This window comes from Geobacter anodireducens, assembly GCA_001628815.1.
Lineage (GTDB): Bacteria > Desulfobacterota > Desulfuromonadia > Geobacterales > Geobacteraceae > Geobacter > Geobacter anodireducens.
The window spans coordinates 1,399,460-1,423,116 of sequence record CP014963.1 but is presented as its reverse complement, the minus strand read 5'-3'; the positions used below and the strand labels follow the sequence as shown (position 1 = coordinate 1,423,116).

Sequence of the window (23,657 nt, the reverse complement as noted above, 5' to 3'; positions counted from 1 at the left end):
CGGACGTCAGGGTACAAAAGCGCAAGGGAGGCAGTGCCTCCCCCTGGTCAGCGTAAATCCTGCCTCTTGTCAGTCCAGGATAAAGGGAGACTCTGCCACGTCCTCGTGCCGGATCTCATCCACCGGCGAGGCCTTGCCCTCTCCTGCATACAGTCTGTTGGGCGCGTTGAACACGATGCCGTCACCGCTGCGACATTCTTGTAGGCATGGACGATGCCCGGCGGCACGATGACGGCCACGGGCGCATCGACCCCGGCGAACAGTGTTTGTTTCACGCCGTGGGTCGGCGAACCGGGCCGGGCGTCCCAGAGATAGACCTTGAAATTGGACGGACCGATGAAACAGAACCAGTCGGTCTGGTCCACATGCTCGTGGGGGCCCCGGGCAATGCCGGGTCGGGTCATGGAGACGTAGGCCATGACCGGCATGGTCTCGGTATCGGTCTCGTCGCTGCGGAACAACTCTGCGAGCCAGCCCCGTTCGTCCAGGAATTTGGCAAGGGGCTTCACCACCACGTCGTGGATCCTGCCACGGGTGAACTCGGGACTAACGCTCATGAATGGCACCTCCGCACAGTTCGGTTTCATTGTAGATACGGGTCAGGTAGTCCCGGTAGGACGACGTGGGAGTCTCGGCGATAATCTCGGCCATCCGGCGGCAGTCGATGAACCCCATGCGCAGGGCGATCTCCTCCAGGCAGGCGATTTTCAATCCCTGGCGCGCCTCCAGGGTGCCGATGAAGTGGGATGCCTCCAGCAGGCTCTGGTGGGTTCCGGTATCGAGCCAGGCAATGCCGCGCCCGAGTCTTTCCACCATGAGCTCGTCCCGCCGCAGGTATTCCAGGTTCACGTCGGTGATCTCCAGCTCCCCGCGAGGAGACGGCGCCAGGTTTCGGGCGATCTCCACCACCCGGCCGTCGTAGAGATAGAGGCCGGGGACGGCATAGTTGCTCCTGGGATGGGCGGGCTTTTCCTCGATGCCGACCGCCTTGCCGTGGCCGTCGAACTGTACCACGCCGTAGCGTTCGGGGTCGTTCACGTAGTACCCGAAGATCCAGGCGCCCGTCGTGAAATCCCGCACCAGGCGGTCGAGCCCCATCTTGCCGTAAAAGATGTTGTCTCCCAGGATCAGGCAGACCGGGTCGCCGGCAATGAAATCCTCGCCCACGAGGAACGCCTGGGCGATTCCCCTGGGTTCGGGCTGCACCTTGTAGGTAAGGGTTATCCCCCACCGGGAACCGTCTCCCAGGAGCGACTGGAAGCGGGGGGTATCGTGGGGGGTAGAGATGATCAGGATGTCTTTGATCCCCGCCATCATGAGCGTGGCAAGGGGATAGTAGATCATGGGCTTGTCGTAGACCGGCTGGAGCTGCTTGCTGGCGACGAGCGTCAGGGGATAGAGACGGCTGCCGCTCCGCCGGCAAGTATGATTCCCTTGGAAATGGCCATGGACTCTCCTGAACCTCGGTGTCCTCGACACCGAAAACATCTCTTTAAATCAGCGGTTATAGCACAGCGGGCAAAATAGCGTCAAACGCTATCTCCCTCCAGGTCAATGATCCGGCGGACCGCGGCGAGGATGTCGGCGCAGGCCAGGACACCGTCGGGAACCCGGGGCACCTCGCCGTCGCCGTACCCGGTGAGGACGAGCAGGGAGGTGCAGCCCGCGGCGAGCCCGGCTTCCACGTCGGACACCTTGTCGCCTATCAGGTACGAGCGGGCCAGATCGATGCCCATGTCCCGAGCGGCGCCGGTCAGCATCCCCGGCAGGGGCTTGCGGCAGGAGCACTCGATGCGATAGGGTCCCACCCCGTGGTGGGGATGGTGGGGGCAGAGGTAGTAGGCGTCGACGAAGGCGCCATCCCTGGCCAGTTCGGCATCCATGAAACGGTGGAGCCGGTGCACCGCCTCCTCGTCGTAGTATCCGCGGGCAACCCCCGACTGGTTGGTCACCACCACCACGAGAAAACCGGCCCCGTTGAGGAGCCGGATCGCCTCGGGGGCGCCGGGGATGAACTCGAATTCATGGGCCTGGTGGACATAGCCCTTTTCAACGTTGATGGTGCCGTCCCGGTCGAGGAAAACGGCGCGCCTGCCACCCGTCACCGGTCACTCCTCGCCGTAGGCTTTCAGGATCTTCTCGATGATGTTCGTTGTGGAGCGGCCGTCCACGAACGCCACCAGCTCCACCCGGCCGCCATAGGACTCGACCACCTCGCGCCCCACTACCCCGTCGAGGTGTAGTCGCCCCCTTTGACCAGCACCGCCGGCCTGAGAGTCTCGATCAGGGTGAGCGGCGTGTCTTCATCGAAGACAACCACATAATCGACGCAGTCCAGGGCCGCAAGGATGTGGGCCCGCTCCTCCTGGCCGATCAGGGGACGTTTTTCACCCTTGAGCCGCCGGATGGAGGCATCGCTGTTGAGTCCCAGGACGAGCAGGTCGCCGAAGCCGCGGGCTTTCTGGAGATACTTGACGTGCCCCACGTGCAGGAGGTCGAAGCAGCCGTTGGTGAACACCACCTGTTTGCCCCGCGCCTTTTCCGCCGCGATGATCACGGCGAGGGCATCCAAGTTCTTGACCTTGGCGTCTCCCTCCCCGTGCTGGAACCCCACGGATCCGACAATCTCGGCAGGGGATACCGTGGACGTGCCCACCTTTCCCACTGCCACGCCGGCCGCCACATTGGCCAGACGGGCCCCGTCGGCGAAACCGACCCCCCCGGCCAGGGCCATGCCGAGCACGGCCAGCACGGTATCGCCGGCGCCGGTCACGTCGAACACCTCGCGGGCATAGGTGGGGATATGCACCACCTGGCCGCCCCGCAGGAAGAGCGACATCCCCTCTTCGCTCCGGGTGATGACCAGCGCGGTCAGGTCGGCCGTCTCCAGAAGGCGCTCGCCGGCCCGGCAGAGGCTCTCCTCGTCGCGGATGGCGATGCCGGAGGCCGCTTCCGCCTCCTTCCGGTTGGGGGTCAGGACCGTGGCGCCCCGGTATTTCGTGTAGTCGCTCCCCTTGGGGTCAACCACCACGGGGATTTCGCGCCTGCGGGCATAGGTGATCACCTCGGCCAGGAGCGTCGGGGTTAAAACCCCCTTGAGGTAGTCCGACACAAGGATCACGTTGAAACGGCCGCCGTGGGCGTTCAGGTAATCGATGATGCGCTGTTCGTTGTCCGGCCCGATCTCGTCCCGTGATTCCCGGTCGATCCGGACGATCTGCTGGTTGGCAGCGAGAACGCGGGTCTTTCGGCTGGTGGTGCGCGACGGGTCCTCCACAATGCCGGTCACGTCGATCCCCTTGCCGGAAAAGGCATGGAGGAGAATGGTGCCGTTCTCGTCCCCCCCCACCACGCTCGCCACGCTCACCCGGCAGCCGAGGGCCACCAGGTTGTTGGCCACGTTGCCGGCCCCGCCGATCCGGATCTCCTCCCGGGTCACGTCCACCACCTGAACCGGCGCTTCCGGGGAAATCCGCTCGGCCTTGCCCCACAGGTACTGGTCCAGCATCAGGTCGCCGATGACCAGGGCGTTGATCGTCCCGGCATGGGCAAAGAGAGATTCGACGCTCTTGCGCTCCATGGCTCCCCTACCCCCGTATCCGGTCCAGAATGCCCGCCGCCAGGAGCGGGATCATGATCTCGTGGTGGCCGGTGATGGTGTAGCCCCGCCCCTTGCCCGACGTGGGGCGCTTCACCACGTTCTGGAGGGGCCGGTAGTGCTGCTGCATGTCGAAATTGGCGGTGGAGAAGTGATCCACGTGGTGACCCAGATTCTGGGCGATGGAGAGAGCCTTGAGGAAGACCTCGGGCAGAAGCACCGCGCTTCCCACGTTCAGGTAGACGCCGCCGTCCCCCAAATCGGCCACCACCGAGGTGAGCAACCGGAAATCCCTGAAGGTGGCCTCGCCGATGACCGCGCCGTCCGCCTCGGGGTGCTGGTGGATGATGTCGGTGCCGACCGCCACGTGGACCGTCACCGGGATATCGCGCTCCACGCAGGTGGCCAGGAGGCTCGACGTGCGGTAGGGATTATTGTTCTCGATTATGAACCGTCCCACGGACTCGCCGTAGCCCAGGCCCCGGGCGACACCATCCCTGAGGGCCCGGTTGATGTGGCTGCCGGTCTCCTCGGCCATGCCGAAGGTGCCGCAGTGGAGAACCGCCCCCACATCCTCGCTCGTCTCGCCGATGAGCGACAACTCGTAGTCATGGATGGACCCGGCGCCGTTCAGGCAACCGCGGTGATGACATCGGCTTCCACCAGCGTCTTCAGGACCGGTTGGAGACCGCATTTGATGACGTGGGCTCCCATGGCCAGGATAACCGGCTTTCCCTTCTCCCGGGCCGAGACCACGGCGCCGATGACCCCCGTGAGGGCCTCTGCCCCCAGTTGGTTCGGCAGGGACCGGAGCAGATCCGCCACACTCATCCCCGGCGTGACCGGTCCGGCGAAATCGCGCCGGATGCTCACCTTGTTCTTCCGTTCGGCAAGGGGATAGGTGGTGACTCCGGAAAGGTCCACGGGACGGTATTTCATGGGAACAGCCTCTTTTCGACCAGGTCGCAGACGATATGGATGATGGCGATGTGCCCCTCCTGGATGCGGGGGGTGTCGGCGCTCGGCACGGTGAGATCCAGTTCCACGATATCGCGGATGGAACCGCCGGTCCGGCCCAGGAGCCCCACGGTGCGGCAGCCGCGTTCCCGGGCCAGGAGCAGGGCTTCCTGAACGTTGCGGGAATTGCCGCTGGTGGAGATCCCCACCACCACATCCCCCTCATCGGCCAGGGCTTCCACCTGGCGGCGGAATATGGCGTCAAAGCCATAGTCGTTGCCGATGGCGGTGAGGATGGAGGTATCGGTGGTCAGCGCCACGGCCGGCAGCCCCCGGCGCTCGAGCTTGAAGCGCCCGACGATCTCCGCTGCGAAATGCTGGGCATCGGCGGCCGATCCGCCGTTCCCCATGACGAGGAGCTTGCGCCCTCCCGCCAGAGAGTCGGCAAGGAGTTTCGCGAACGATGCGATGCGGTCTGCCAGCTCCCGTTCGAGCGCCTCCAGAACCTGCCGGCCGGCGCGAAGCTGTGCCGTAATGTCGTCTATCACTGGGCCACCTCCTCCCGCTCATCCCCCTGACGGGCTGCTTCGGAAAGCATTACTGTAACGCAATCGGCCGGGGCTGTCACCGGATTTCCCTCCCCGTCGCGCCGGTAGAGCACCTCTTCACTGGCACCTACCTCCCCCTCGAACCAGGCGAAGGGACGGAAGGACATCCCTCCCGGCAGATCGATGCCGTCGATCCCCGCCACGCAGACAGGGTCGCTCCCCTCTGCCGCGTACCGCTCCGCAACCCTGCGGAGCGCGGACGGGACGAAAAAGCGCGGCAGTTCTTCCACGACGATGCTGCGGTGCAGGGAACCGAGCCCTGCGGCAGAAACCGCCCGCCTGAGCTTACATCCGATGGCCACGGTAACGCGATGCCCCATGCGGGCCGCCCGCAGCAGCACGCCGAACCGGGTACGCACGACCTCCGGGTCAGCGTCGGCAGGGAAATAGACGAGGAACGAAGCCTCGCGGCCCCAGCGGGCTTCCACCCTTGCGGCGCTGGCACCGACCAGTTCCTGGCGCCGGGCGGGCGAGCCGAGCAACACCTCATCCCGGAAGACCACCGGCACGCCTTCGGCGGCCAGGGTCAGGCACCCTCCGGCCAGGGCCCGGCGGGAGTAATCCCTGAGACACCAGAGATCGCCGTCCAGCTCTTCGTCAAAGCCGCCCAAGCGCTCGAACAGGGACCGACGGATCAGCATGGCTGCAAAGGAACCGTGGGAAATCTCGGTCACCGTCGCGGCGGGCTTTACCCTGCCGCGACGGGGGGTGCCGGTTTCCTGGGCCAAGAGGGGAATCACGAGGCCTGCTTCGGGCCGTGCCGTTGCCAGTTCCACCAGCGGTTCGAGCCAGCCGGGCGCCACAACGGTGGTATTGCGCACGATCACCACGAAGGGGGCTTCAGCCCGGGACAGGCCGCGGTTCACCGCCGGCACGAAGCCGCGGGTGGTGTCGTTCCTGATGAGCAGGGCCCGGTCGCCGAGCCGTTCGGCGAATTCTTCCAGGAGACGTTCGGTTTCCCGGTCGCTGCCGTTGTCGATCAGGACGAGACGGGCTTCCGGAGCGGACTCCACGAGTGACACGAGACAGGTGCGCGTCTCAACGGGACGGTTCCAGACGGGAACGAGTATGTCGACGGTGAAGGATGCCATCGGAATGCTGCCGTGTGACTGGCTAGTGGGGATGAGGGCGCGGCCGCACATCGGGGTGAGGTGCAGCCGCGCGGACAAAGTGAGTGCGCTCCGGTGACGGAATCCGGTCAGGAGCTGACGGCGACCCGGCGGAGCAGGTTCAGTTCGTCGAGAACCTTGCCGGAACCGAGAACCACGCAGGAGAGGGGATCGTCGGCGATGAAGACCGGCAGCCCCGTCTCTTCGCGCAGGAGCATGTCCAGGTTGCGCAGGAGGGCGCCGCCGCCGGCCAGGAAGATACCCCGGTCCACGATATCCGCGGCAAGTTCGGGCGGGGTCCGCTCCAGGCAGATCTTGACGGCGTCAACGATGGCGTTGACCGGTTCTGACAGGGCCTCGCGGATCTCGTCGGAATTGATCTCGGTGGTTTTGGGAATGCCGGACACCAGGTCCCGCCCCTTGACCTCCATGGTCCGCATCTCGTCGGCGGCATAGGCCTCGCCGATCTCGATCTTGATGATCTCGGCCATGCGGTCGCCAATGAGGAGGTTGTACTTGCGCTTGATGTACTGGACAATGGCCTCGTCCATCTTGTCACCGCCGACCCGCACCGACTTGGTGAGCACGATGCCCGCCAGGGAGATGACAGCCACCTCGGTGGTGCCGCCGCCGATGTCTACGATCATGTTGCCGCTCGCCTCGGTGATGGGGAGGCCGGCGCCGATGGACGCCGCCATGGGCTCCTCGATCAGATAGACCTCACGGGCGCCGGCCGACTCGGCCGACTCCTTGACGGCCCGCTTCTCCACCTGGGTGATCCCCGAGGGGACGCAGATGACGATCCGGGGGCGAACCAGGGTCTTGCGGTTGTGTACCTTGTGGATGAAGTAGCGGAGCATCTCCTCGGTGATGTCGAAATCGGCGATGACGCCGTCCTTCATGGGGCGGATGGCGGTGATGTTGCCCGGCGTGCGGCCGAGCATCTTCTTGGCTTCCATCCCCACTGCCAGCACCTTCTGCTGGCCCAGGTTGGTCTTCTGAACCGCCACCACGGAGGGCTCACGCACCACGATCCCCTTCCCCTTCAAGTAGACGAGGGTGTTGGCGGTGCCGAGGTCGATTGCCAGGTCATTGGAAAAGAGGCCGAAAAGGCTGTCGAATATCTTGAGCATGGATTATGAATCCTTTCACGCATGCAGAGGAGAATGACGTTTTTGAAGCGCTGAATCGTAGCAGAAACCCATCCCGCGTGCAAGGGGGAAAAGCGCTGGATAGTGTAATCATGTTGCGTTCCCATGGGTACTTATAGTAGTATTCGGACCCGTCGTTTCCACGGCGCATCCGAATCCATCCGGCACAAAGGAGTCCCCGCCAATGCTCGGCATCATGAGGAAGTACAAGCAGTCCCCCATCATCAAGGTGGTCTTCGGCGTCATCGTTCTCTCCTTCATCGGTACCATCTTCCTGGTATGGGGCAAGGGAGAAGGCAAGCTGACACCCTCCAGCTACGCCGTCAAGGTCGACAGAACCACAATCAGCTACGAGGACTTCCAGCGGACCTACTACCGGTTGCGCGACATCTACGTCCAGCTCTACGGTCCCGCCCTCACCCCGGAACTGGAAAAGCAGCTCAACGTCAAGAAACAGGCCCTCGACACCCTCGTCGAAGGTGCGCTCGTTCGCAACGCCGCCCGGGACATGGGAATCAAGGTCAGCAAGGATGATGTTCAGCAGGCCATTGCCGCCATGCCCTCGTTCCAGGTGAACGGAGCCTTCAGCTTCAACCAGTACGTGCAGGTCCTCAAGGCCAACAGGATCGCTCCCAAGGAATTCGAGGAAAGCCAGAAGGAAGAGCTGATGATCAAGAAGGCCCAGGACAAGATCAAGTCCCGGGCTACGGTGACCGACGACGAGGCCCACGAGCTCTTCCGCAAGCGCAACGACCGGCTTGCGCTCTCCTACGTATCGTTCTCCCCCGACGACGTGAAGGGAGAGATCAAGCTCACCGACCAGGAGATCACCGACTTTCTCGCCCAAAACCAGAACGACTTCAAGACCCCGGAGAAAATCAGCATCACCTACGTGATGGTCGACCCCCTGAAAGTGGGCGGCCTTGAGGTGAGCGAGGCCGACATGCAGGCCTGGTACCAGAAGAACATCGACCGCTACCAGGGACCTGCGGGCATCCTCCCACTGGCCGAGGTCAAGGAGAAGGTCCGGGAGGACGCCCGGCGCTTCAAGGCCGGTCAACATGCCTACGAACTGGCCGCCGACGCCGTCAACAAGAACAAGGCAACCGGCGACATCGGCGCCGTTGCCCGGGCCCTGGGCGCCAGGACGGAAGAAACCGCCCTGTTCACGGCCCAGCAGCCCGCACCGGCCCTGGCCGGCGAAACCGAGCTGATCCGCCGGGCCTTCCTCCTCAAGGAGGGTGAACTGGGCGGCCCCGTGGAAACGAAAAAGGGAATCTACCTGATCAAGCTCAAGGAGCGCAAGCCCGCCGAAGTGCCGCCCCTGGCCCAGATTCGCGCCCAGGTCGAAGAGAAGGCCAGGGCAGCGAAGGCCGTGGATCTGGCGAAGAAGAAGGCCGAAGAGGCCCAGGCAAAGCTGGCCAAGGGTGATTCGACCGGGCTCACGCTCCGGGATTCAGGCTCCTTCGCCTTCGACGCCAAGGGCAGCGTCCCCACGGTGGGCGCCTCGCCGGAACTCATGGAAGCAGCCTTCACGCTCACCACCGCGGCGCCGGCCCCCAAGGAGCCGATCCGGGTGGGCGCCCGCTGGATTGCCTTCCGCCTCAAGGAACGCACCGAGCTGAACGCCGCCAACTTTGCTGCGCAAAAGGAGAAGATCAAGCAGGAGATCCTGCCGCGCAAGCAGGACGACGAATACCGCAAGTGGATCGAAGAGCTTCGGAGCAAGGCGAAGATCGAGATCAACCCCGCCCTCAAGGACATCTGACCATTAACAAGAGGAGATTCTAGCCATGGCAGAACTGGTGCTCAAGACCGATTTCCCCGACCTGAAACTTGCCGGCCGCGGCAAGGTACGCGACATTTACGATCTGGGCGACGCGCTGCTCATCGTCACCACCGACCGGATCTCGGCCTTCGACGTCATCATGAACGAGGCGATTCCCGACAAGGGGTACGTCCTCACCCAGATCTCCGCATTCTGGTTCCGCCAGATGGAGGACATCATCCCCAACCACATCATCTCCACCGACGTGAAGGACTTCCCGGCCGAGTGCCAGAAGTATGCGGCCCAGCTCGAAGGCCGGTCCATGCTGGTCAAGAAGGCCAAGCCCCTGCCGGTGGAATGCATCGTGCGCGGCTACATCTCCGGCTCCGGCTGGAAGGACTACAAGGCCACCGGCGCCATCTGCGGCATCACGCTCCCGGCCGGCCTCGTGGAGTCCGACAAGCTGGAGGAGCCCATCTTCACCCCCTCCACCAAGGCGGAATTGGGGGAGCATGACGAGAACATCTCCTTTGACAGGTGCGTGGAGCTGATCGGGCGTGAACTGGCCGAAAAGATCCGCGACGTCACCATCGCCATCTACAAGCGGGCCCGGGACATCGCCGACACCAAAGGAATCATCATCGCCGACACCAAGTTCGAGTACGGCATCTACAACGGCGAACTGATCATCATCGACGAGTGCATGACCCCGGACTCCTCGCGCTTCTGGCCCAAGGACAGCTACAAGCCGGGCGGCGCCCAGCCCTCCTTTGACAAGCAGTTCCTGCGGGACTACCTGGAGACCCTCGACTGGGGCAAAACCGCGCCGGCGCCGCCCCTGCCCGAGGAAATCATCCGCAAGACCGGCGAGAAGTACATGGAAGCCCTGGTGCGGCTCACCGGAAAAGGCAAGTAACCCGACCCCTTCCACCAGATCAAAAACACGAAACCCCGGCCGTTGCGTCGGGGTTTCGTGTTTTCCGGCTCGGGATGTAAGAGGACGAAGAGTCAGCCGGCGACCGGGGCCGGACCGGCCAGCGATTCCAGGACGGCCTCCAGGGTCTCTCCCCCCGTTGTCAGGTAGAGAGTGCCGTCGGTAACGGTCAGCTCCCAGGAGATGTTCCGTTCCAGGCCGGCTGCAAGTTGGGCGACCACGGCATACTCGATCCCCTGAACGGTCAGGTTCGGAACCGCGTTGAATCGGGCAAGATACTGTGCATCCCAGCGGAACCTGTTCGGGCCGCAGGCCAGGAGACCGACCCGCTCCGCATGGCGGCACGCTTTCAGCAGCCGTTCCGGGTCCGGCGTTCCCACCTCGACCCAGAGCGTCACCCGGCCGTCGGGCCCCTTGCACCACAGGTCGGGCTCGTCTCCGGCGCAGATCCCCTTGGTGAAGGTCAGTTCAGGCTCGTACCAGAGGGCAAAGGCAAGCAGCCTCAAGACTACCCGCTCCGCCGTCTCTGACGGATGCCGGGCAAGGGTGGTCTGCAAGGTTTCGTAGATGCCGCGGTCCACGTGCGAAAGCTGGATGACGGCGCGATGAACAGTGGACGGCAGGGCCATGGCAAGATGCTCCTTGGGGGCCGGCGAGTTCAGCAGGCCGCCTGGTGCAGCTGCTGCGACTTTTCGAGATAGTAGCCGTAATTTCCTTCGTAGATCCGCATTTCGCCGTGGTCGATCTCAAACACCCGGTCCACCAGCAGCCGGAGGAAGTGGCGATCGTGGCTCACCAGCACCACGGTGCCGGTGAAGTGTTGCAGTGCATCGAGCAGAATCTCCCGCGAACGGATATCCAGGTGGTTGGTGGGCTCGTCCAGCACCAGGAAATTGAGGGGCCGGGCCAGGAGCGTGGCCAGCACCACCCTGCTCTTCTCGCCGCCGGAGAGGTTCTCGATCCGCTTGTCCACCGCGTCGCCCGAGAAAAGGAAGGCTCCCAGCAGATTGCGGATCACGCCGATGGTCGCCAGGGGCATGGCGTCCTGCACGGTCTCGAACACGGTCTTTTGGGGCTCGAGCAGTTCCATGGCGTGCTGGCTGAAGTAGCCCAGGGACACATTGGCGCCCAGGGCCACGCTGCCGTCAGTGGGTTCGGTCCGGCCGGCCAGAACCTTGAGGAAGGTGGACTTGCCGGCGCCATTGACCCCCACCACGGCGATCTTGTTCTGGCGGCGGATCACGCCGGACACGCCGCTGAAGACCGATTTGTCGCCGCCTCCCGGCAGGCTCCAGCTCTTGGCGAGCCCGTTGAACACGGCCACGTCGTCGCCGCTGCGGGGGGGCTCGTTGAACTCGAACCGGATCACCCGCTCCTCGGGCGGGATCTCGATCCGGTCGATCTTTTCCAGCTTCTTCACCCGTGACTGGACCTGGGCCGCATGGGAGGCCCGGGCAGCGAAGCGGGCGATGAACTCCTCTTCCTTGGCCAGCATCTCCTGCTGGCGCTTGTGACTGGCCAGCAGCTGCTCGCGGCGGATGTCCCGCTCCCGCTCGTAGAAGTCGTAGTTGCCGCCGTAAGTGGTGACGGTCTTGTCCGCCACCTCGATGATGCGCGTCACGATCCGGTTCATGAAGTCCCGGTCGTGGCTCGTCATGAGCAGTGCCCCCGTGAACTCCCCGGCCAGCCACTCCTCCAGCCAGATGATCGACTCCACGTCCAGGTGGTTGGTGGGCTCGTCCAGAAGCAGCACATCGGGCTGCAGGGTCAGGATGCCGGCCAGGGCGATGCGCATCTTCCAGCCGCCGCTGAAGGATTCCACCGGGTGGTCGTAGCGGTCCGGGCCGATGCCGAGCCCGGTCAGGATCGTCCGCGCCCGGGTGTCCAGGTCGTAGCCGCCCCGGTGCTCGAACTCCTCCATGGCGGTGCCGTACCGCTCCAGCAGGGCCGCCATGGCATCATCGTCCATGGGCTCGGCCATGGCCGCTTCCATCGCCTTCAGCTCGGCCGCCAGGCGCACGGTATCGGCCGAGACCGCCATGACCTCCTCCAGGGCCGTGCGACCGGCCATTTCCCCCACGTCCTGCGAGAAATAACCGATGGAGGTCCGCTTGGCGCAGGTGATCTCGCCGGCGTCAACCTCCTCCTCGCCGGTGATGATCCGGAATATGGTCGTCTTGCCGGCGCCGTTGGGGCCCACCAGGCCGGTGCGGCTGCCGGGGAGGATCTGAAAGCTGGCGTCGCGGAACAGAAGCTGGGTGCCGTGTTGTTTGGTGATGTTCGATAGATGGATCATTGCCGCTCCTGCCGGAAAAGTGAAGTGCTTCACCTATCACGACCGGCACGGGGTGACAACTGTTTTTTGAGGTGCGGCAGGACGCATGAAGCGGCGGTCCGGTCGCGGACAGCCGCTCCAGGCCGCGTCACTGACGGCCGGGCACAGACTCTGACACGGGGTTCCCGCTAACGATGGACGGCACCCGGACCGGGCCTTTTCCCGGGAACTCACCCGTGGCTCCGGTTTCCTCCCCCACAATCGTCCGGCAGCAATTTCCTTTTCTTGAGAGCGTCCACCAGGCAATCCACAAGTGCGGGATCAAGTGCATTCCCCTTCATTGACAGGAGGATTTCGATCCCCTTCTGCCAACTGTAGGCCCGACGATAGGGCCGTTCGGTGGTGAGCGCGTCATACACATCGGCAACGGCGACGATCCGCGCCGCCAGGGGGATCGCCTCTCCGGCAAGCCCCTGGGGATAGCCGTCCCCGTCAAAGCGCTCATGGTGATGAAGCACGATCTCTACGACCGTCGTTGCCAAGTGCGCCTGCCTGGCCACCTCAGCCCCCCAGACCGGGTGCTTCTTGATGGTGTCGAACTCGCGGGCCGCCACGGGGCCGCCGAAGTTGAGGATCGTCTCGGGCACCCCGATCTTGCCGCAGTCGTGGAGCCAACTGCCGTAGCGGATGTCCTTGAGCATCTGCTGAGAAAGCCGCAGTTCGTCAGCAATCATCAGGGCGTAGGAGGCAACCCTGCCGCAGTGACCCCGGGTGTAGGGATCCTTCAACTCGATGGTCTGGGCCAGGCCCTGAATAACCGCCTCGTCCTCACGGGCAAGGGTGGAGAGGGTCAGATAGCGGTGCACTGACTGCTCCACTATCGCCACCAGTTCATCGTTATCCCACGGCTTGACCACGAACCGGTACACCTCGCCGCGGTTGATCGCCTCAAGGGCAGAGGGAAGGTCGGCGTAGGACGTCATCAGGATCTTTACCGCCTGGGGGGCACTGTCTTTCAGGCGGCTGAAAAGCTGCACGCCCCGCATGCCTGGCATCATGTTATCCGCCACGACCACCGCAATCTCATGCCGTTCGAAGAGCGGCAGGGCCTCGACCGCACTCCCGGCCCGCAGCACGTTCATTCCCGTGCCGGCAAAGAGCCGCACCAGGGATGTGAGGATATGCTCTTCGTCATCCACGAACAGGATACTAACACTCATGCACACCCCTCCACTCGAAAACCAGATCCACCCCCTCCTCCTCTCTCATTGCCAGGATCCGGAGTCGGAACCAAGCACAACATGTTTTTTCACGACAGCCTCATCAATGGGCGCCCAGATCTCAGACAACAGGAATCCTCCGGAGCCAGCGGACGGCATGAACTGCCCGTCGGCAGCCATGCTTCATAGCTCATGCCGGCCAGAGGCGACGGAATCGAGGCTCCACCGGGTGGGACGCGGTCTGCGGCATCCTGATCTGAAATCAACCCCGCCCATAACGTATCGGACAATCGTGCATAATCCTGTGCTCAGAACTATCGGGGAATTCCTGATAAGGCCTTCCGAAACTCCCGGGCAGCCCTCGTTTTCCCCGAAAAAAACGCATCCGCGACAGCCGGGCCCATGAACAGGCCGGGCCATTCTGAGCATCAACGATCATCCGGACATTCGGAAGAACTCACATCAAAGCGGTGGGAATAGACTATACGGTAGGGGAAACGGGAGGGGGCAAGGTCAAAAAGGCATCCAGGAAAGCGCCGCATGCTTCACTGACCGCCCCTATTTTTTTTTGCATAGGGGGGCTGTGGGTATCGTCGGAATCCCCGGGATGTCAGTCTTTAATGCAGGCAAAGGAGTCAGACTGGTTTCTTGCCTTTCGGCACCGTCAGCATGATCGATACGGTGGCGATCAGCACCATGAATATATTGAAGGCGAGCGCGATGATGGCCGCTTCGCGGATCGCCAGGTTCTCTTGACGACCCTGGAAGGTGATAACGCCTTCAAGCCAGTTGATGGTTGCCGGATTGGCGCTGAGGGCAGTGAAAACAGCCGCGGAAATAGCCACACCGAACGCGGCGCCGAGAGACGAAGCCATCTTATAGAGGCCGGCGCCGGAAGCGACCTGGGCGGCCGGCAAGCTCGAGAGCGCCGCGTCCGTCGAGGGTGTGGCGTAGAAAGCCAGACCGATGCCGTACAGCGTGTAGCCAACAATCGCGAAGAGCTTGTAGTCCGCGAGCATGAGGTTCGATGGCAACAGGAGAATGATCGAGAGGCCCGTGATCAGACAGCCTTGGATCATCGGCTTGCGCGCGCCGAACCGCTGCAGGAGTTTTTCGCCCACGCGAATGAACGCGATGATGGCGATCGCATATCCGAGAGTCAGCATGCCGGCCTGCTGCGCTGTCATATTGCCGCCTAGTTGGACGAGTTGCAGCGAGACGAGCAGGGTGCCGGCGACGCCGTTGAGCAGGAAATTCGAAACCGTTGCGCCGGTATAGGTCTGGTTGCGGAACAGCTTGAAGTCGACGAAAGCGTTCGGGATTCGCGACTCGACCCTGAAAAACAACGATCCGAAGACGAGGGTGACGGCCGAAAGCGACAGGATCAGTGGACTGGTCCAACCGAGTTTGTTGCCCTGCGTGATGACAATCTGCAGAGTGATCATGGCCACCATGAAGCTCACGACGCCGGCAATGTCGAACTTGTTGGAGCTCTGGCCTTCGGCCTTGCTTTCGGGCGTGCCTTTCATCAATGCCATGCCGACCAACGCGACCGCGACGGAAACGAAGAAGATCCAGCGCCAGCCGAAATTCTGTGCGACAAAGCCGCCGAACAGGGAGCAGAGACCGGAGCCACCCCAGGAGCCGATCGACCACATGCTAACGGCGCGCTGGCGTGCTTCGCCGTCCCAGTAGATCTTAACCAATGCAAGGCTCGCCGGAATAATGCAGGCCGCCGACAGCCCCTGCACGGCGCGGCCAGGCAGCAGAAAGTATGGCGCAACCGTTCCGTTCGGCGCGAAGCCGATCAACAGCGATCCGATGATGCTCAGCACGAAGCCGATCATCACAACTCTGACGCGACCGATGCGGTCGGCCAAGCCGCCGATGAAAACGATGAAGATGCCAGAGAACAGCGCGGTGATGGCGACGGCATTATTCATCACACCAGTGTCCAGTCCAAGATCCTTCTGCATGTCTGGCGCGACGTTCAGCGTCGTCTGGGCAAATAACCAGAACGCCAAGACGCCCATGATTATGCCCAATAGCAATCTGTCGTTTCCTCTAAATTCCGTTCGGGAGCCGGCTGGATCGGCAGAAGGATTGAGGCCGCCAGTTATCGACAAAGACATATGAGCTCCCTTGAGGATGATTGCATCGTGTGCTCGTTGTTGGACCGGACGCATTTGGGATCCAGACCTGAACACGGAGCTTAGCCCTGGTCATCCTCGCACGTCGCGGTGCCAGATCAGGTAGGAACTCACCGCCTTACCGCCCCAGTGGATCGGAAACGCCGCGCTGGGTTAGCGGCGGTCGCCTCACCGACTGCTCGATCTCTGTAATCCGGTTGCCCTCGACGAGGATCTCGGCCGGTCCAGTCAGGGAATCGGAGAGACCGTCGAACACATTGCCGCAGACCAGAACGAACATGCTCATCTCAGAGCCTCCTTGCACCGTCATCCTTCCGATCGGCCGGTTGCTCGGGTTCGCCGGCGATCGGCAGATGCCAGCCTCGGCGAATAGCCATGAACCGGAGCCCGAAGCAGAGGACCGCGCCGGCAATCGTCACCGCGGTCGCCGGAAGCCGCAATGCGGAGCCGATCACGACCAGGGCGGCGCCAGCCAGGGCGGCAATGGCGTAAATATCGGCGCGCAATACGATGGGAATCTCGGTCAGGAGCACATCGCGGGTCATGCCGCCGCCGATCCCGGTCAGCATGCCGAGGGCAGCCGCCATGACCGGGTTGAGCCCGAAGACGAGCGCCTTTTGCGTGCCGGCAACCGCGAAAAGCCCCAGCCCCGCGGCGTCGAACAGGAGCACCGGGTTGCGCAGCCGGTCGATGATGGAGGGTCGCCAGAAGGTAAAGATTCCGGCGAGCAGCGAAACCGCCAGATAGTGCCAGTTACTGATCGCTGCCGGCGGCGTCGCGCCGATCAGCAAGTCACGGGCAATGCCTCCGGCATTCCCCGCCGCAAACGACAAGACCAAGACGCCAAACAGATCGAGACGGTTCTTGACCCCTGCCGTTGCACCGCTCAGCGCAAAAACAAAAGTACCACTGAGGTCAAGTACCAGGAGAAGCGTTCCCATCCCGTGCTCGCTCATTTCAAACTCGGCGGTCCGACACTCCGCAATCCCTCACCACTCCGATCACCGGCTTCGCGCGCCCTATGACGCCAGCCAAGCGAGCGCCGCAACGACCAAGGCCTCGACACCGGTTTCCAGCGTCGGATGGATTACCGGGGCAAACTGGGGGCTATGGTTGACCGGCAGTTCATTGAGAGTTCCAGCAGCTTTTGCCTTTGCATAGGTTTCCGTATCGGTGCCGCCGACGAACCAGTAGACCGACGGAACATGCCAAGCCGTGCCGAAACAGCCGAAGTCCTCGCTCGCCGGAGCCGGCCCGGTGTGGTGCACGCGCGCCGGGGAGAAATGGGCGCGGAATGCTTCGGCGATCCGTTGGCTCGCTGCCTCGTCATTCAGATTGAGCGGATACCGGTCTAATGGCGTGATCTCTGGTCTCCGAGGAGCACGCGACGCTTCGGCCTCGGCGTTGACGATCCGCTCGATCGCCGCCAGCACGCGATTGCGGACGCCGGCATCGAATGTCCGGACGTTCAGCTTTATGATCGCCTCGTCCGGGATGACGTTCTCTTTCGTGCCGGCTTGCAGGACGCCGACCGTGACGACCGCGGCCTCGGTCGCGGCCACCTCGCGGGAGACGACTGTCTGAAGCCGCAGGACCGTCGCAGCGGCCATGACAACGGGATCAACGCTGGCTTGCGGCATCGATCCGTGCGCACCACGACCGAACAGCCTAATTTGAAGGCTGTCCGCCGCCGCGGTGATGGGGCCGGCACTTCCAGCGATGTCGCCGGCCGCTCCGAGCATGACGTGCTGCCCAAGTATGACAACCGGTCGGGGGAAACGCTCGAGGAGGTTATCGTCGATCATGGCCTGGGCGCCCTGCGCCGTCTCCTCGCCGGGCTGGAAGACCACCATCAAGGTGCCTCGCCAGGGATCCCGTGCCCGAGCGAACAAGGCGGCGGCGCCGGCGAGCCAGGTCACATGCATGTCATGGCCACACATATGCCCGACCGGCACGGTCTTTCCTTCGACATCCGTCGTGGTCACTTGGCTCGCGTAGGAAAGACCGGTTGCCTCTTCAATGGGTAGCGCATCCATGTCGGCGCGCAGCATGACCGTCGGCCCTTCCCCGTTACGGAGCAGACCTACCACCCCCGTCTTTCCAACGCCGGTCGTCACCTCGTAACCGGCCATACGAAGCCAGTCCGCGACTAACGCAGCGGTTCGCGTCTCTTGCATCGACAACTCGGGGTGGGAATGCACGTCCTTGTAAAGGGCTTCAAGGTCGGGGATCAGCCGATCGAGATTCTTCAGGACGGGCTCCGAGGCAGTTGCTGTCGTCGTGTTCATACCTGTCGTCCTCGCAACACTGGTGAATCTACGTTAAAGGGTCGGCGGCGGCCTCACGCGCCAAATGCACGCTTCTTGTTCTCGTGCGCCTCGAATCCTTCGCTGCTGTATGCGCACTCGCCGATGCCTGGCTATGCGTTGGGCTCGGCCCGCCGCCATGAGAGCTGGGACATCGTTTTCTTTCCGCCGGACATGATCGGGTACAGGAGGCTGCGTTTCATCGATAGGGAGTTGTACGACTGGAATATCGTCCTTTGGAAAGACGCGAGTTTGTCTCCTTTTCACCTGATTTAGAAGTCGCCGTGCTCAGGTGGAGTATGTTGTTATACTTAATAGATACCAGCTAGTTGCATAATTGCAACCACACGACCACACGATGTCTTTCTCACCTCATCTAAATAACGGTGCCGTGATGAACGGCCCCTGATCGGACAAAATTCAAGACAGCGGAGTCAGTGATCGATACACTTGATGGAGAGACGATTGACGGTCAGGCATCACTATCGCCCGATAACCATGGTGATCGCTGTGAGATAGTCAAAGATGGAACCAACTGGCAACCCATTTAAAGGAGGGTTATTCTTGTGAAAACGTTTCGATTCATAATTACTCTAATTATTATACTCTGTGCTGGTCCCGCACTGGCAGCACCGACCGCCTCCACTGGTCCCTGGGGTGTCGACTACGAGGCGGTGAAAAGCGCGTTTGGCAATTTCTCTAGCGCCGTCAATTCCTCGGCATTGGCAGGAAATAACCTCGTCATTACTAAACCTGTCACGTGTAACAATGACCTCACCATCCCGGCAACCGTCTCTATCGAAATAAAGTCAGGTGGCAGTATCAACGTATCTGCCGGGAAGACCCTTACGATCAATGGAGGGTTCAGATCTGACAACGGCAAATCCCTTCCTGGCGCGGGCCGCGTTGTTTTCAATCCGCTAATGGTAGCCGATGTTAATGCACTCTGGTTCGGCGCTTCGCCATCTGAAACAGCCGCAAACAACACGACGGTCTTGAATAAACTTCTGAGCTCTTATCCGAGTGTATACCTCCCGTCTGGCACTTATGCTGTAAATGCGCTGACCATGTCAAAAAACGGGGCCAGGTTCCATGGTGATCCCGGCTATGAAACGGGTTCCTCTTATCCTATGGCAGGGACTATCCTGTCGAGCGGCGGAGTGACCTGTCTTACCGTCAATGGCGGCACCCCAACGGACCGCGTCACGATAGATGGGATCGCCTTCATCGGCACCGGAACAGGCATCGGCATGTACGTCAAAAATGTGCGTCAAAGCACTTTCAGCAGGCTGATGTTCTACAACTTTGACAAGTGCATGCACTTTGAAACCTTGAATTGGTTAAATAAACTCAACGATATTAAGGCGTTTAACTTCAACACTGGCATTTATCTCAATTCAGGCAGCGAAGATTCCGTATATGAAAACATCATTGCCAGAGGTTATAATCCTACCAGCATCGGTCTATTTCTTAACTACTACGCACAACTGAATTATTTTGTAAATTGTGATTTTTCTGACAATTTCTACAACGTTAAAATATGGGCGTCACTGGGAGATCCTGTTTTAACGTTTGAATCCTGCACCTTTGAGCAGGGAACCGCCTACGCAGATAATAGCAGGGGTATTTATGCAAGTGTTTCTGTGCCAATGACTATTAACATGATTGGTAGCCGGCTATATTACAAGATGAACGATGCGCACAAGCCATCTGCGGTAGCCTTCGAGGCAGGCGGGACAGGGGGAATCAATCTCAACATTATCGGGACCAAAATAACTGAGTACCCCCTTATATTCAAATCTTCTTCGACCGGATTTACTCGAATATTCGGAGAAATACGAGCAGTCACAGCCGCAGGTTACACCCTGTTTTCCGGGGTATCAGGAGCAACCAATATCACGGTATCCAATAACCCGGTCAAGAACCTCCTATCGAAAACCGGGACATACGATTTTACCTGGGATACAGCTACGCCGTTGACTTTTGATCTGTCTCAGCTTGGCACTGGGGGGAGGGCAAAGATTTATATATCGTTGTCTGGTGCTCCCGACAAATATGGGGAGATCACGATCATGGAAAAAGGCTATTACTCTAACGGGCTGGCGTTAGAACAAAGCGATGCGGGCAATGTCTATACGGAGTCTGTTTCGGGCAACATCCTAACGATCACGACGGCATCGTCCTTTACTGCTGTGGTTAAGATAGTGAAGTAAAACAAAAGGGGAATCGACCCGGACCACACTGCAAACATGGTCCGGTCGCCCGACATACATTGACATGGTCGGGCGGGAAACGTCGCCTGGCAAGGCACCTGGCAAGGGTAAAAACAGGAGGGGATTGACCTTTGAAGATTGGTGAAAATGAGGGCGCTTAAATCGGCGTTTACCCCCCGGAACTTCCGGCGCTTTTGGCGACAAAGCAACTGCCAATCGGTGCCACAGCGCGCGCCGCGCTACAGTTGCAGAGGTTGCATGCAACCTGTGACCAAAGAAAAAAGGGGCTAGCTTTTCAGCTAACCCCTTGATTTTCTTGGAGCGGGAAACGGGATTCGAACCCGCGACCTTCAGCTTGGGAAGCTGACACTCTACCACTGAGTTATTCCCGCTCGATAGAGAGGTATGTATTTAGCGCAGGGGATCGGGAGTTGTCAACTGTTTTTTGGCCAGATAGCGCTGTGCCTCGGCGCGGGTGCGGACTTCGCCGGTGCTCTGGGCTGCGCGGAGCAGTTCAACGGCTTCCCCCACCTGTCTGCCCGGGGGCAAGCCGAGAAGGGTCATGATGTCGTCGCCGGTGAGGAGGAGCAAGCCGCCGCGGGGAATATGATGATGTGTCAAATAGGTGGCAAGGTGGCGGCATCCGTCCTCCGGCAGGATGCCTTCCGCCAGGGGGAGGATGAGCTGTTCGCAGCCGGCCGGCTCACGGTGGCGGAAGAGAGTAAAGAGGGCGTGCGGGTCCGGCGCGGCGGCAGGGGCAGGCCAGATAAGGCGGGCCGAGGAGCAGAGCAGCTCCAGAAGCCGAGTGGCGGTCTTGCCGAGCATGAGCCGTTGCGATGCGGTGCCTGCGGGGATGCCCGCGCCGTTCAGGAAGGCGGCGAGCTTCGCCAGGGCGCGGATGGTGATGCCGGGCTGAGCCTCCTGCTGCAGCCGCGCCCGAACCAGCTCCGCATCGGTGCCGAAGAGAGAGAGGTCCCCACAGAGAGCCTCGACCCGGCCAAGTACGCCGGCTGCGGTATCGGCGGGAAGGTCGTCGGTACTGAAGATGGCGCCCATTACGCCGGCGCGGGTCATCTGGAGGACAGAGGAAACCGCGTGCGGCAGGTCAAGCATCCGGATGAGTTCGTCCCGGATCCGCTCCCCGGCCACGGTGGCCAGGAGCGGCGCATGGTCGGGGATGAGCGCCAGGGTTGCGGCGTGGATATCGAAGTCGAGATGGGCGGCAAAGCGGTAGGCACGCACGATCCTGAGCGGATCGGCGGCAAAGGCATCGGCAGAGCAGGCACGGATGACACGCTGCGCCAGGTCGACGGCTCCGTCCAGGGGGTCCAGCAGGTTACCCGGAGCGCAGGACACGGCAAGGGCGTTGATGGTGAAATCGCGCAGGGCGAGGTCGGCAGCAATGGTTCCGCCTGAAGGGGAGCGAAATCGCAGATGTCCCCCTCCCCCGTCAGCGCGACGCGGGCATGGCCCCGCTCTTCGTCGAGGGGGAAGAAGCTGCCGCCGATCCGGGCGGCAACGGCCCGGGGCAGGTCTTCCCCGCCGGGGCCGACCACGATGTCAATGTCATTGGACGGCCTCGCCAGCAGGGCATCGCGGATGCACCCACCCACGAACCACGCGCTGAAGCCCCCCTGCCGGGCAAGGGACGCTATCAGGGTCGGCAATGGCGCGGCGAGAAAAGAAAGGATTCGTTGGTCCATGGTTCGAGCTTACCGCCCGACCGGGGTGGAGGCAACAAAAAAGCCCGCGCGAGGCGGGCTTTCAAGTAGCGAATAGCGGAGTCCGTCAGGCGGTGACCCCGTTGCGCATGCTGATGAGCATCTTTTCCGCCACGTCCCGGGCGCTGACGTTGTACTCGCCCGCAGCGATTTGTTTTTTGAGTTCTTCCACCTTTTCGACCCTGACGTCGGGCATGGTGCGCAGGGTCGCGTTGGCCTTGACGAGCCGCTCCGCATTGCGGGAAAGGTCGACCGTGTCGGTAACCTGACCGCCGGCGGCGCCCGTCTTGCGCGCATCGGCACCCGCAGCCTGAGACGTCTCGCCCTTGACTTGGTTAACGGTCGCTACAGGGGGATTGGTATCGATTTTCATGGCGCACATGCCTCCCTCGCCTCCATTCACGCTTTTGCTTCCAAAAAATCTTTAGAAAAAAATGACACGGCCAAAAAAAATTTTCCTAAAAATGCCCTTTTTGCGTCAATTCGCCGACACACGTTGATCCCCGTAGCCGGTGAGCTCAACATAACCTGACCCGGCAATCCCTTTACCGGCGCTGCTTCGCACCTCCACGGCACCTTCCCAGTAGCGGATGGTGGTGAACAGTTCCTGATCTGGCAGACGCGGCACAATGTCCAGATCAATCCCCTCGGCAGGGACGCGAAGACGCCAGCGCGAGGGGTAGCGGGCGCCACCTGCAGGGCTGGACCACCAGGACAGGGTTTCGAGTGTTGCGGCAGCGGCCGCCAGGTGCCGGTAGGAGCCGTCGGCGGCCACAATGGTGCCGGCGCTGGCCGGGTCGGTGGTCCCGTCCCGGCGCCGGAGTCGATAGTACATGAGATCGCGGCCGTCGTTCAGGTGGAGGGCGATCCAGTCCCAGCCGGTCTGGTCCGGGGCGAGGGCGCTGGTACTCCACTCCCGGTCGAGCCAGGAAAGACCCGAGACGGTGAAGGTCGTGCCGCCGGCACGAATGGTGCCGGATGTCTCCATGCGGGGCAGCGAATAGTAATAGGAGGCGTTGCCCGGCTCACCCCCCTTGCGGCTGAGCCCCCCTGCCCCGTTGAGGACCTCCGGCTTCACGGCCCGCAGGGTCAGGTCGATCCCCCAGTCTTCCTCGTTGCCCGTGAGCCGCACGGTCCAGGGGCGGGTCGCCACCTCCACGGCCTGCCAGTCTTCGAGCCATACACGCAGGGGACGGCCACCGGCACCGGCGAGCCCCAGTGCTTCACGGCTCAGGCGCTCGGCATGCCTGAATCGCCTGCCCGTCACGTCGGTGAGGGCCAGGTGGGCCATCCAGACCTCGCCGGCACCCCAGCTCGAGTCCCGCGCCACGGGCCGGGGCCGGAGCGCCACCCGGAAAAAGGTGAACTGGTACCCGAACGATCGGCCCGCGGCATCGGCCAGATTGCCGGTGAAGTACCACCACTCGTTGCGAAAGCCGTCATGGGGGCCGTGATCGGCCGGAAAACTGAAACGGCGGGGCTCCAGGGCCCGGAGAAAGCCGTCGGGAGAAGCGCCGCCCAGAGCCCGCGCCACGGAGAGCCGGGCCGGCGCCGGTTCGGGCCGCTGCTGCCGGAGAACCTGCGTCAGCCCGACCGCCAGGACGATCAGGCGATGCCTGCGATCAGGAACCTGGCTGGAGCGCCCAT

Annotated in this window: 15 protein-coding genes, 1 tRNA gene and 6 pseudogenes; 3 read left to right on the top strand and 19 right to left on the bottom strand. The window is 62.2% G+C overall.

Going from position 1 to position 23,657, the window contains the following annotated elements:
* Nucleotides 1–69 precede the first annotated feature (69 nt).
* The 8 genes and pseudogenes from A2G06_06470 to A2G06_06435 form a co-directional block, all read right to left on the bottom strand.
* Nucleotides 70–557 (bottom strand): annotated as a pseudogene (locus A2G06_06470) (dTDP-4-dehydrorhamnose 3,5-epimerase).
* Nucleotides 547–1,448: pseudogene (locus A2G06_06465) on the bottom strand (glucose-1-phosphate thymidylyltransferase). The pseudogenes A2G06_06470 and A2G06_06465 overlap by 11 nt, the downstream one beginning before the upstream one ends.
* 81 nt (nt 1,449–1,529) lie before the next feature.
* Complete coding sequence (locus A2G06_06460) at nt 1,530–2,105, bottom strand: D,D-heptose 1,7-bisphosphate phosphatase (protein ANA40020.1); 576 nt, start codon at nt 2,103–2,105, stop codon at nt 1,530–1,532.
* Between the two features lie 3 nt (nt 2,106–2,108).
* A pseudogene (locus A2G06_06455) lies at nt 2,109–3,580 on the bottom strand (bifunctional heptose 7-phosphate kinase/heptose 1-phosphate adenyltransferase).
* Between the two features lie 7 nt (nt 3,581–3,587).
* Nucleotides 3,588–4,537, bottom strand: a pseudogene (locus A2G06_06450) (hypothetical protein).
* Entirely contained in the window at nt 4,534–5,103 is a 570-nt protein-coding gene (locus A2G06_06445; protein ANA40019.1) for a phosphoheptose isomerase, read from the bottom strand. The pseudogene A2G06_06450 and the gene A2G06_06445 overlap by 4 nt, the downstream one beginning before the upstream one ends.
* Nucleotides 5,100–6,254, bottom strand: coding sequence for a glycosyl transferase (locus A2G06_06440; GenBank protein ID ANA40018.1), 1,155 nt, complete (start codon nt 6,252–6,254; stop codon nt 5,100–5,102). The genes A2G06_06445 and A2G06_06440 overlap by 4 nt, the downstream gene beginning before the upstream one ends.
* A 107-nt stretch (nt 6,255–6,361) precedes the next feature.
* Nucleotides 6,362–7,405: a rod shape-determining protein gene (locus A2G06_06435; GenBank protein ID ANA40017.1), complete on the bottom strand. Its 1,044-nt coding sequence runs from the start codon at nt 7,403–7,405 to the stop codon at nt 6,362–6,364.
* 202 nt (nt 7,406–7,607) lie between these two features.
* Between A2G06_06435 and A2G06_06430 the strand changes: the two genes are divergently transcribed.
* On the top strand, nt 7,608–9,191 hold the full coding sequence (locus A2G06_06430) for a peptidylprolyl isomerase (GenBank protein ANA40016.1): 1,584 nt from the start codon (nt 7,608–7,610) through the stop codon (nt 9,189–9,191).
* Nucleotides 9,192–9,216: 25 nt separating this feature from the next.
* Nucleotides 9,217–10,107, top strand: coding sequence for a phosphoribosylaminoimidazolesuccinocarboxamide synthase (locus tag A2G06_06425; protein ID ANA40015.1), 891 nt, complete (start codon nt 9,217–9,219; stop codon nt 10,105–10,107).
* 92 nt (nt 10,108–10,199) lie between these two features.
* On the opposite strand, the gene A2G06_06420 is transcribed toward A2G06_06425, so the two are convergent.
* From A2G06_06420 to A2G06_06390, 7 genes are all read right to left on the bottom strand, one after another.
* Complete coding sequence (locus A2G06_06420) at nt 10,200–10,754, bottom strand: hypothetical protein (protein ANA40014.1); 555 nt, start codon at nt 10,752–10,754, stop codon at nt 10,200–10,202.
* 29 nt (nt 10,755–10,783) lie between these two features.
* A complete protein-coding gene (locus A2G06_06415; protein ANA40013.1) occupies nt 10,784–12,421 on the bottom strand; it encodes a glycosyl transferase family 1 in 1,638 nt (545 codons plus the stop codon).
* Between the two features lie 209 nt (nt 12,422–12,630).
* Entirely contained in the window at nt 12,631–13,620 is a 990-nt protein-coding gene (locus A2G06_06410) for a two-component system response regulator (protein ANA40012.1), read from the bottom strand.
* A gap of 183 nt (nt 13,621–13,803) precedes the next feature.
* On the bottom strand, nt 13,804–14,049 hold the full coding sequence (locus A2G06_06405) for a hypothetical protein (protein ANA40011.1): 246 nt from the start codon (nt 14,047–14,049) through the stop codon (nt 13,804–13,806).
* A gap of 206 nt (nt 14,050–14,255) precedes the next feature.
* Nucleotides 14,256–15,752 carry an MFS transporter gene (locus A2G06_06400; protein ID ANA40010.1) on the bottom strand — a complete coding sequence of 499 codons (1,497 nt, stop codon included), beginning with the start codon at nt 15,750–15,752 and terminating at the stop codon, nt 14,256–14,258.
* Between the two features lie 305 nt (nt 15,753–16,057).
* Nucleotides 16,058–16,711 (bottom strand): hypothetical protein, encoded by a 654-nt coding sequence (locus A2G06_06395; GenBank protein ANA40009.1) that lies wholly within the window; start codon nt 16,709–16,711, stop codon nt 16,058–16,060.
* A 78-nt stretch (nt 16,712–16,789) separates the two neighbouring features.
* A complete protein-coding gene (locus A2G06_06390) occupies nt 16,790–18,058 on the bottom strand; it encodes an amidohydrolase (protein ANA40008.1) in 1,269 nt (422 codons plus the stop codon).
* Between the two features lie 584 nt (nt 18,059–18,642).
* Between A2G06_06390 and A2G06_06385 the strand changes: the two genes are divergently transcribed.
* A complete protein-coding gene (locus A2G06_06385) occupies nt 18,643–20,289 on the top strand; it encodes a hypothetical protein (protein ID ANA40007.1) in 1,647 nt (548 codons plus the stop codon).
* A 317-nt stretch (nt 20,290–20,606) separates the two neighbouring features.
* Here A2G06_06385 and A2G06_06380 read toward each other — a convergent pair.
* The 4 genes and pseudogenes from A2G06_06380 to A2G06_06365 all read right to left on the bottom strand — a co-directional run bounded on the left by A2G06_06380 (nt 20,607) and on the right by A2G06_06365 (nt 23,657).
* Nucleotides 20,607–20,681: transfer RNA gene (locus tag A2G06_06380), tRNA-Gly, on the bottom strand.
* A gap of 19 nt (nt 20,682–20,700) precedes the next feature.
* A pseudogene (locus A2G06_06375) lies at nt 20,701–21,992 on the bottom strand (polya polymerase).
* An 85-nt stretch (nt 21,993–22,077) separates the two neighbouring features.
* Entirely contained in the window at nt 22,078–22,383 is a 306-nt protein-coding gene (locus A2G06_06370) for a flagellar biosynthesis anti-sigma factor FlgM (GenBank protein ANA41613.1), read from the bottom strand.
* A gap of 105 nt (nt 22,384–22,488) precedes the next feature.
* Nucleotides 22,489–23,657: pseudogene (locus A2G06_06365) on the bottom strand (hydrolase).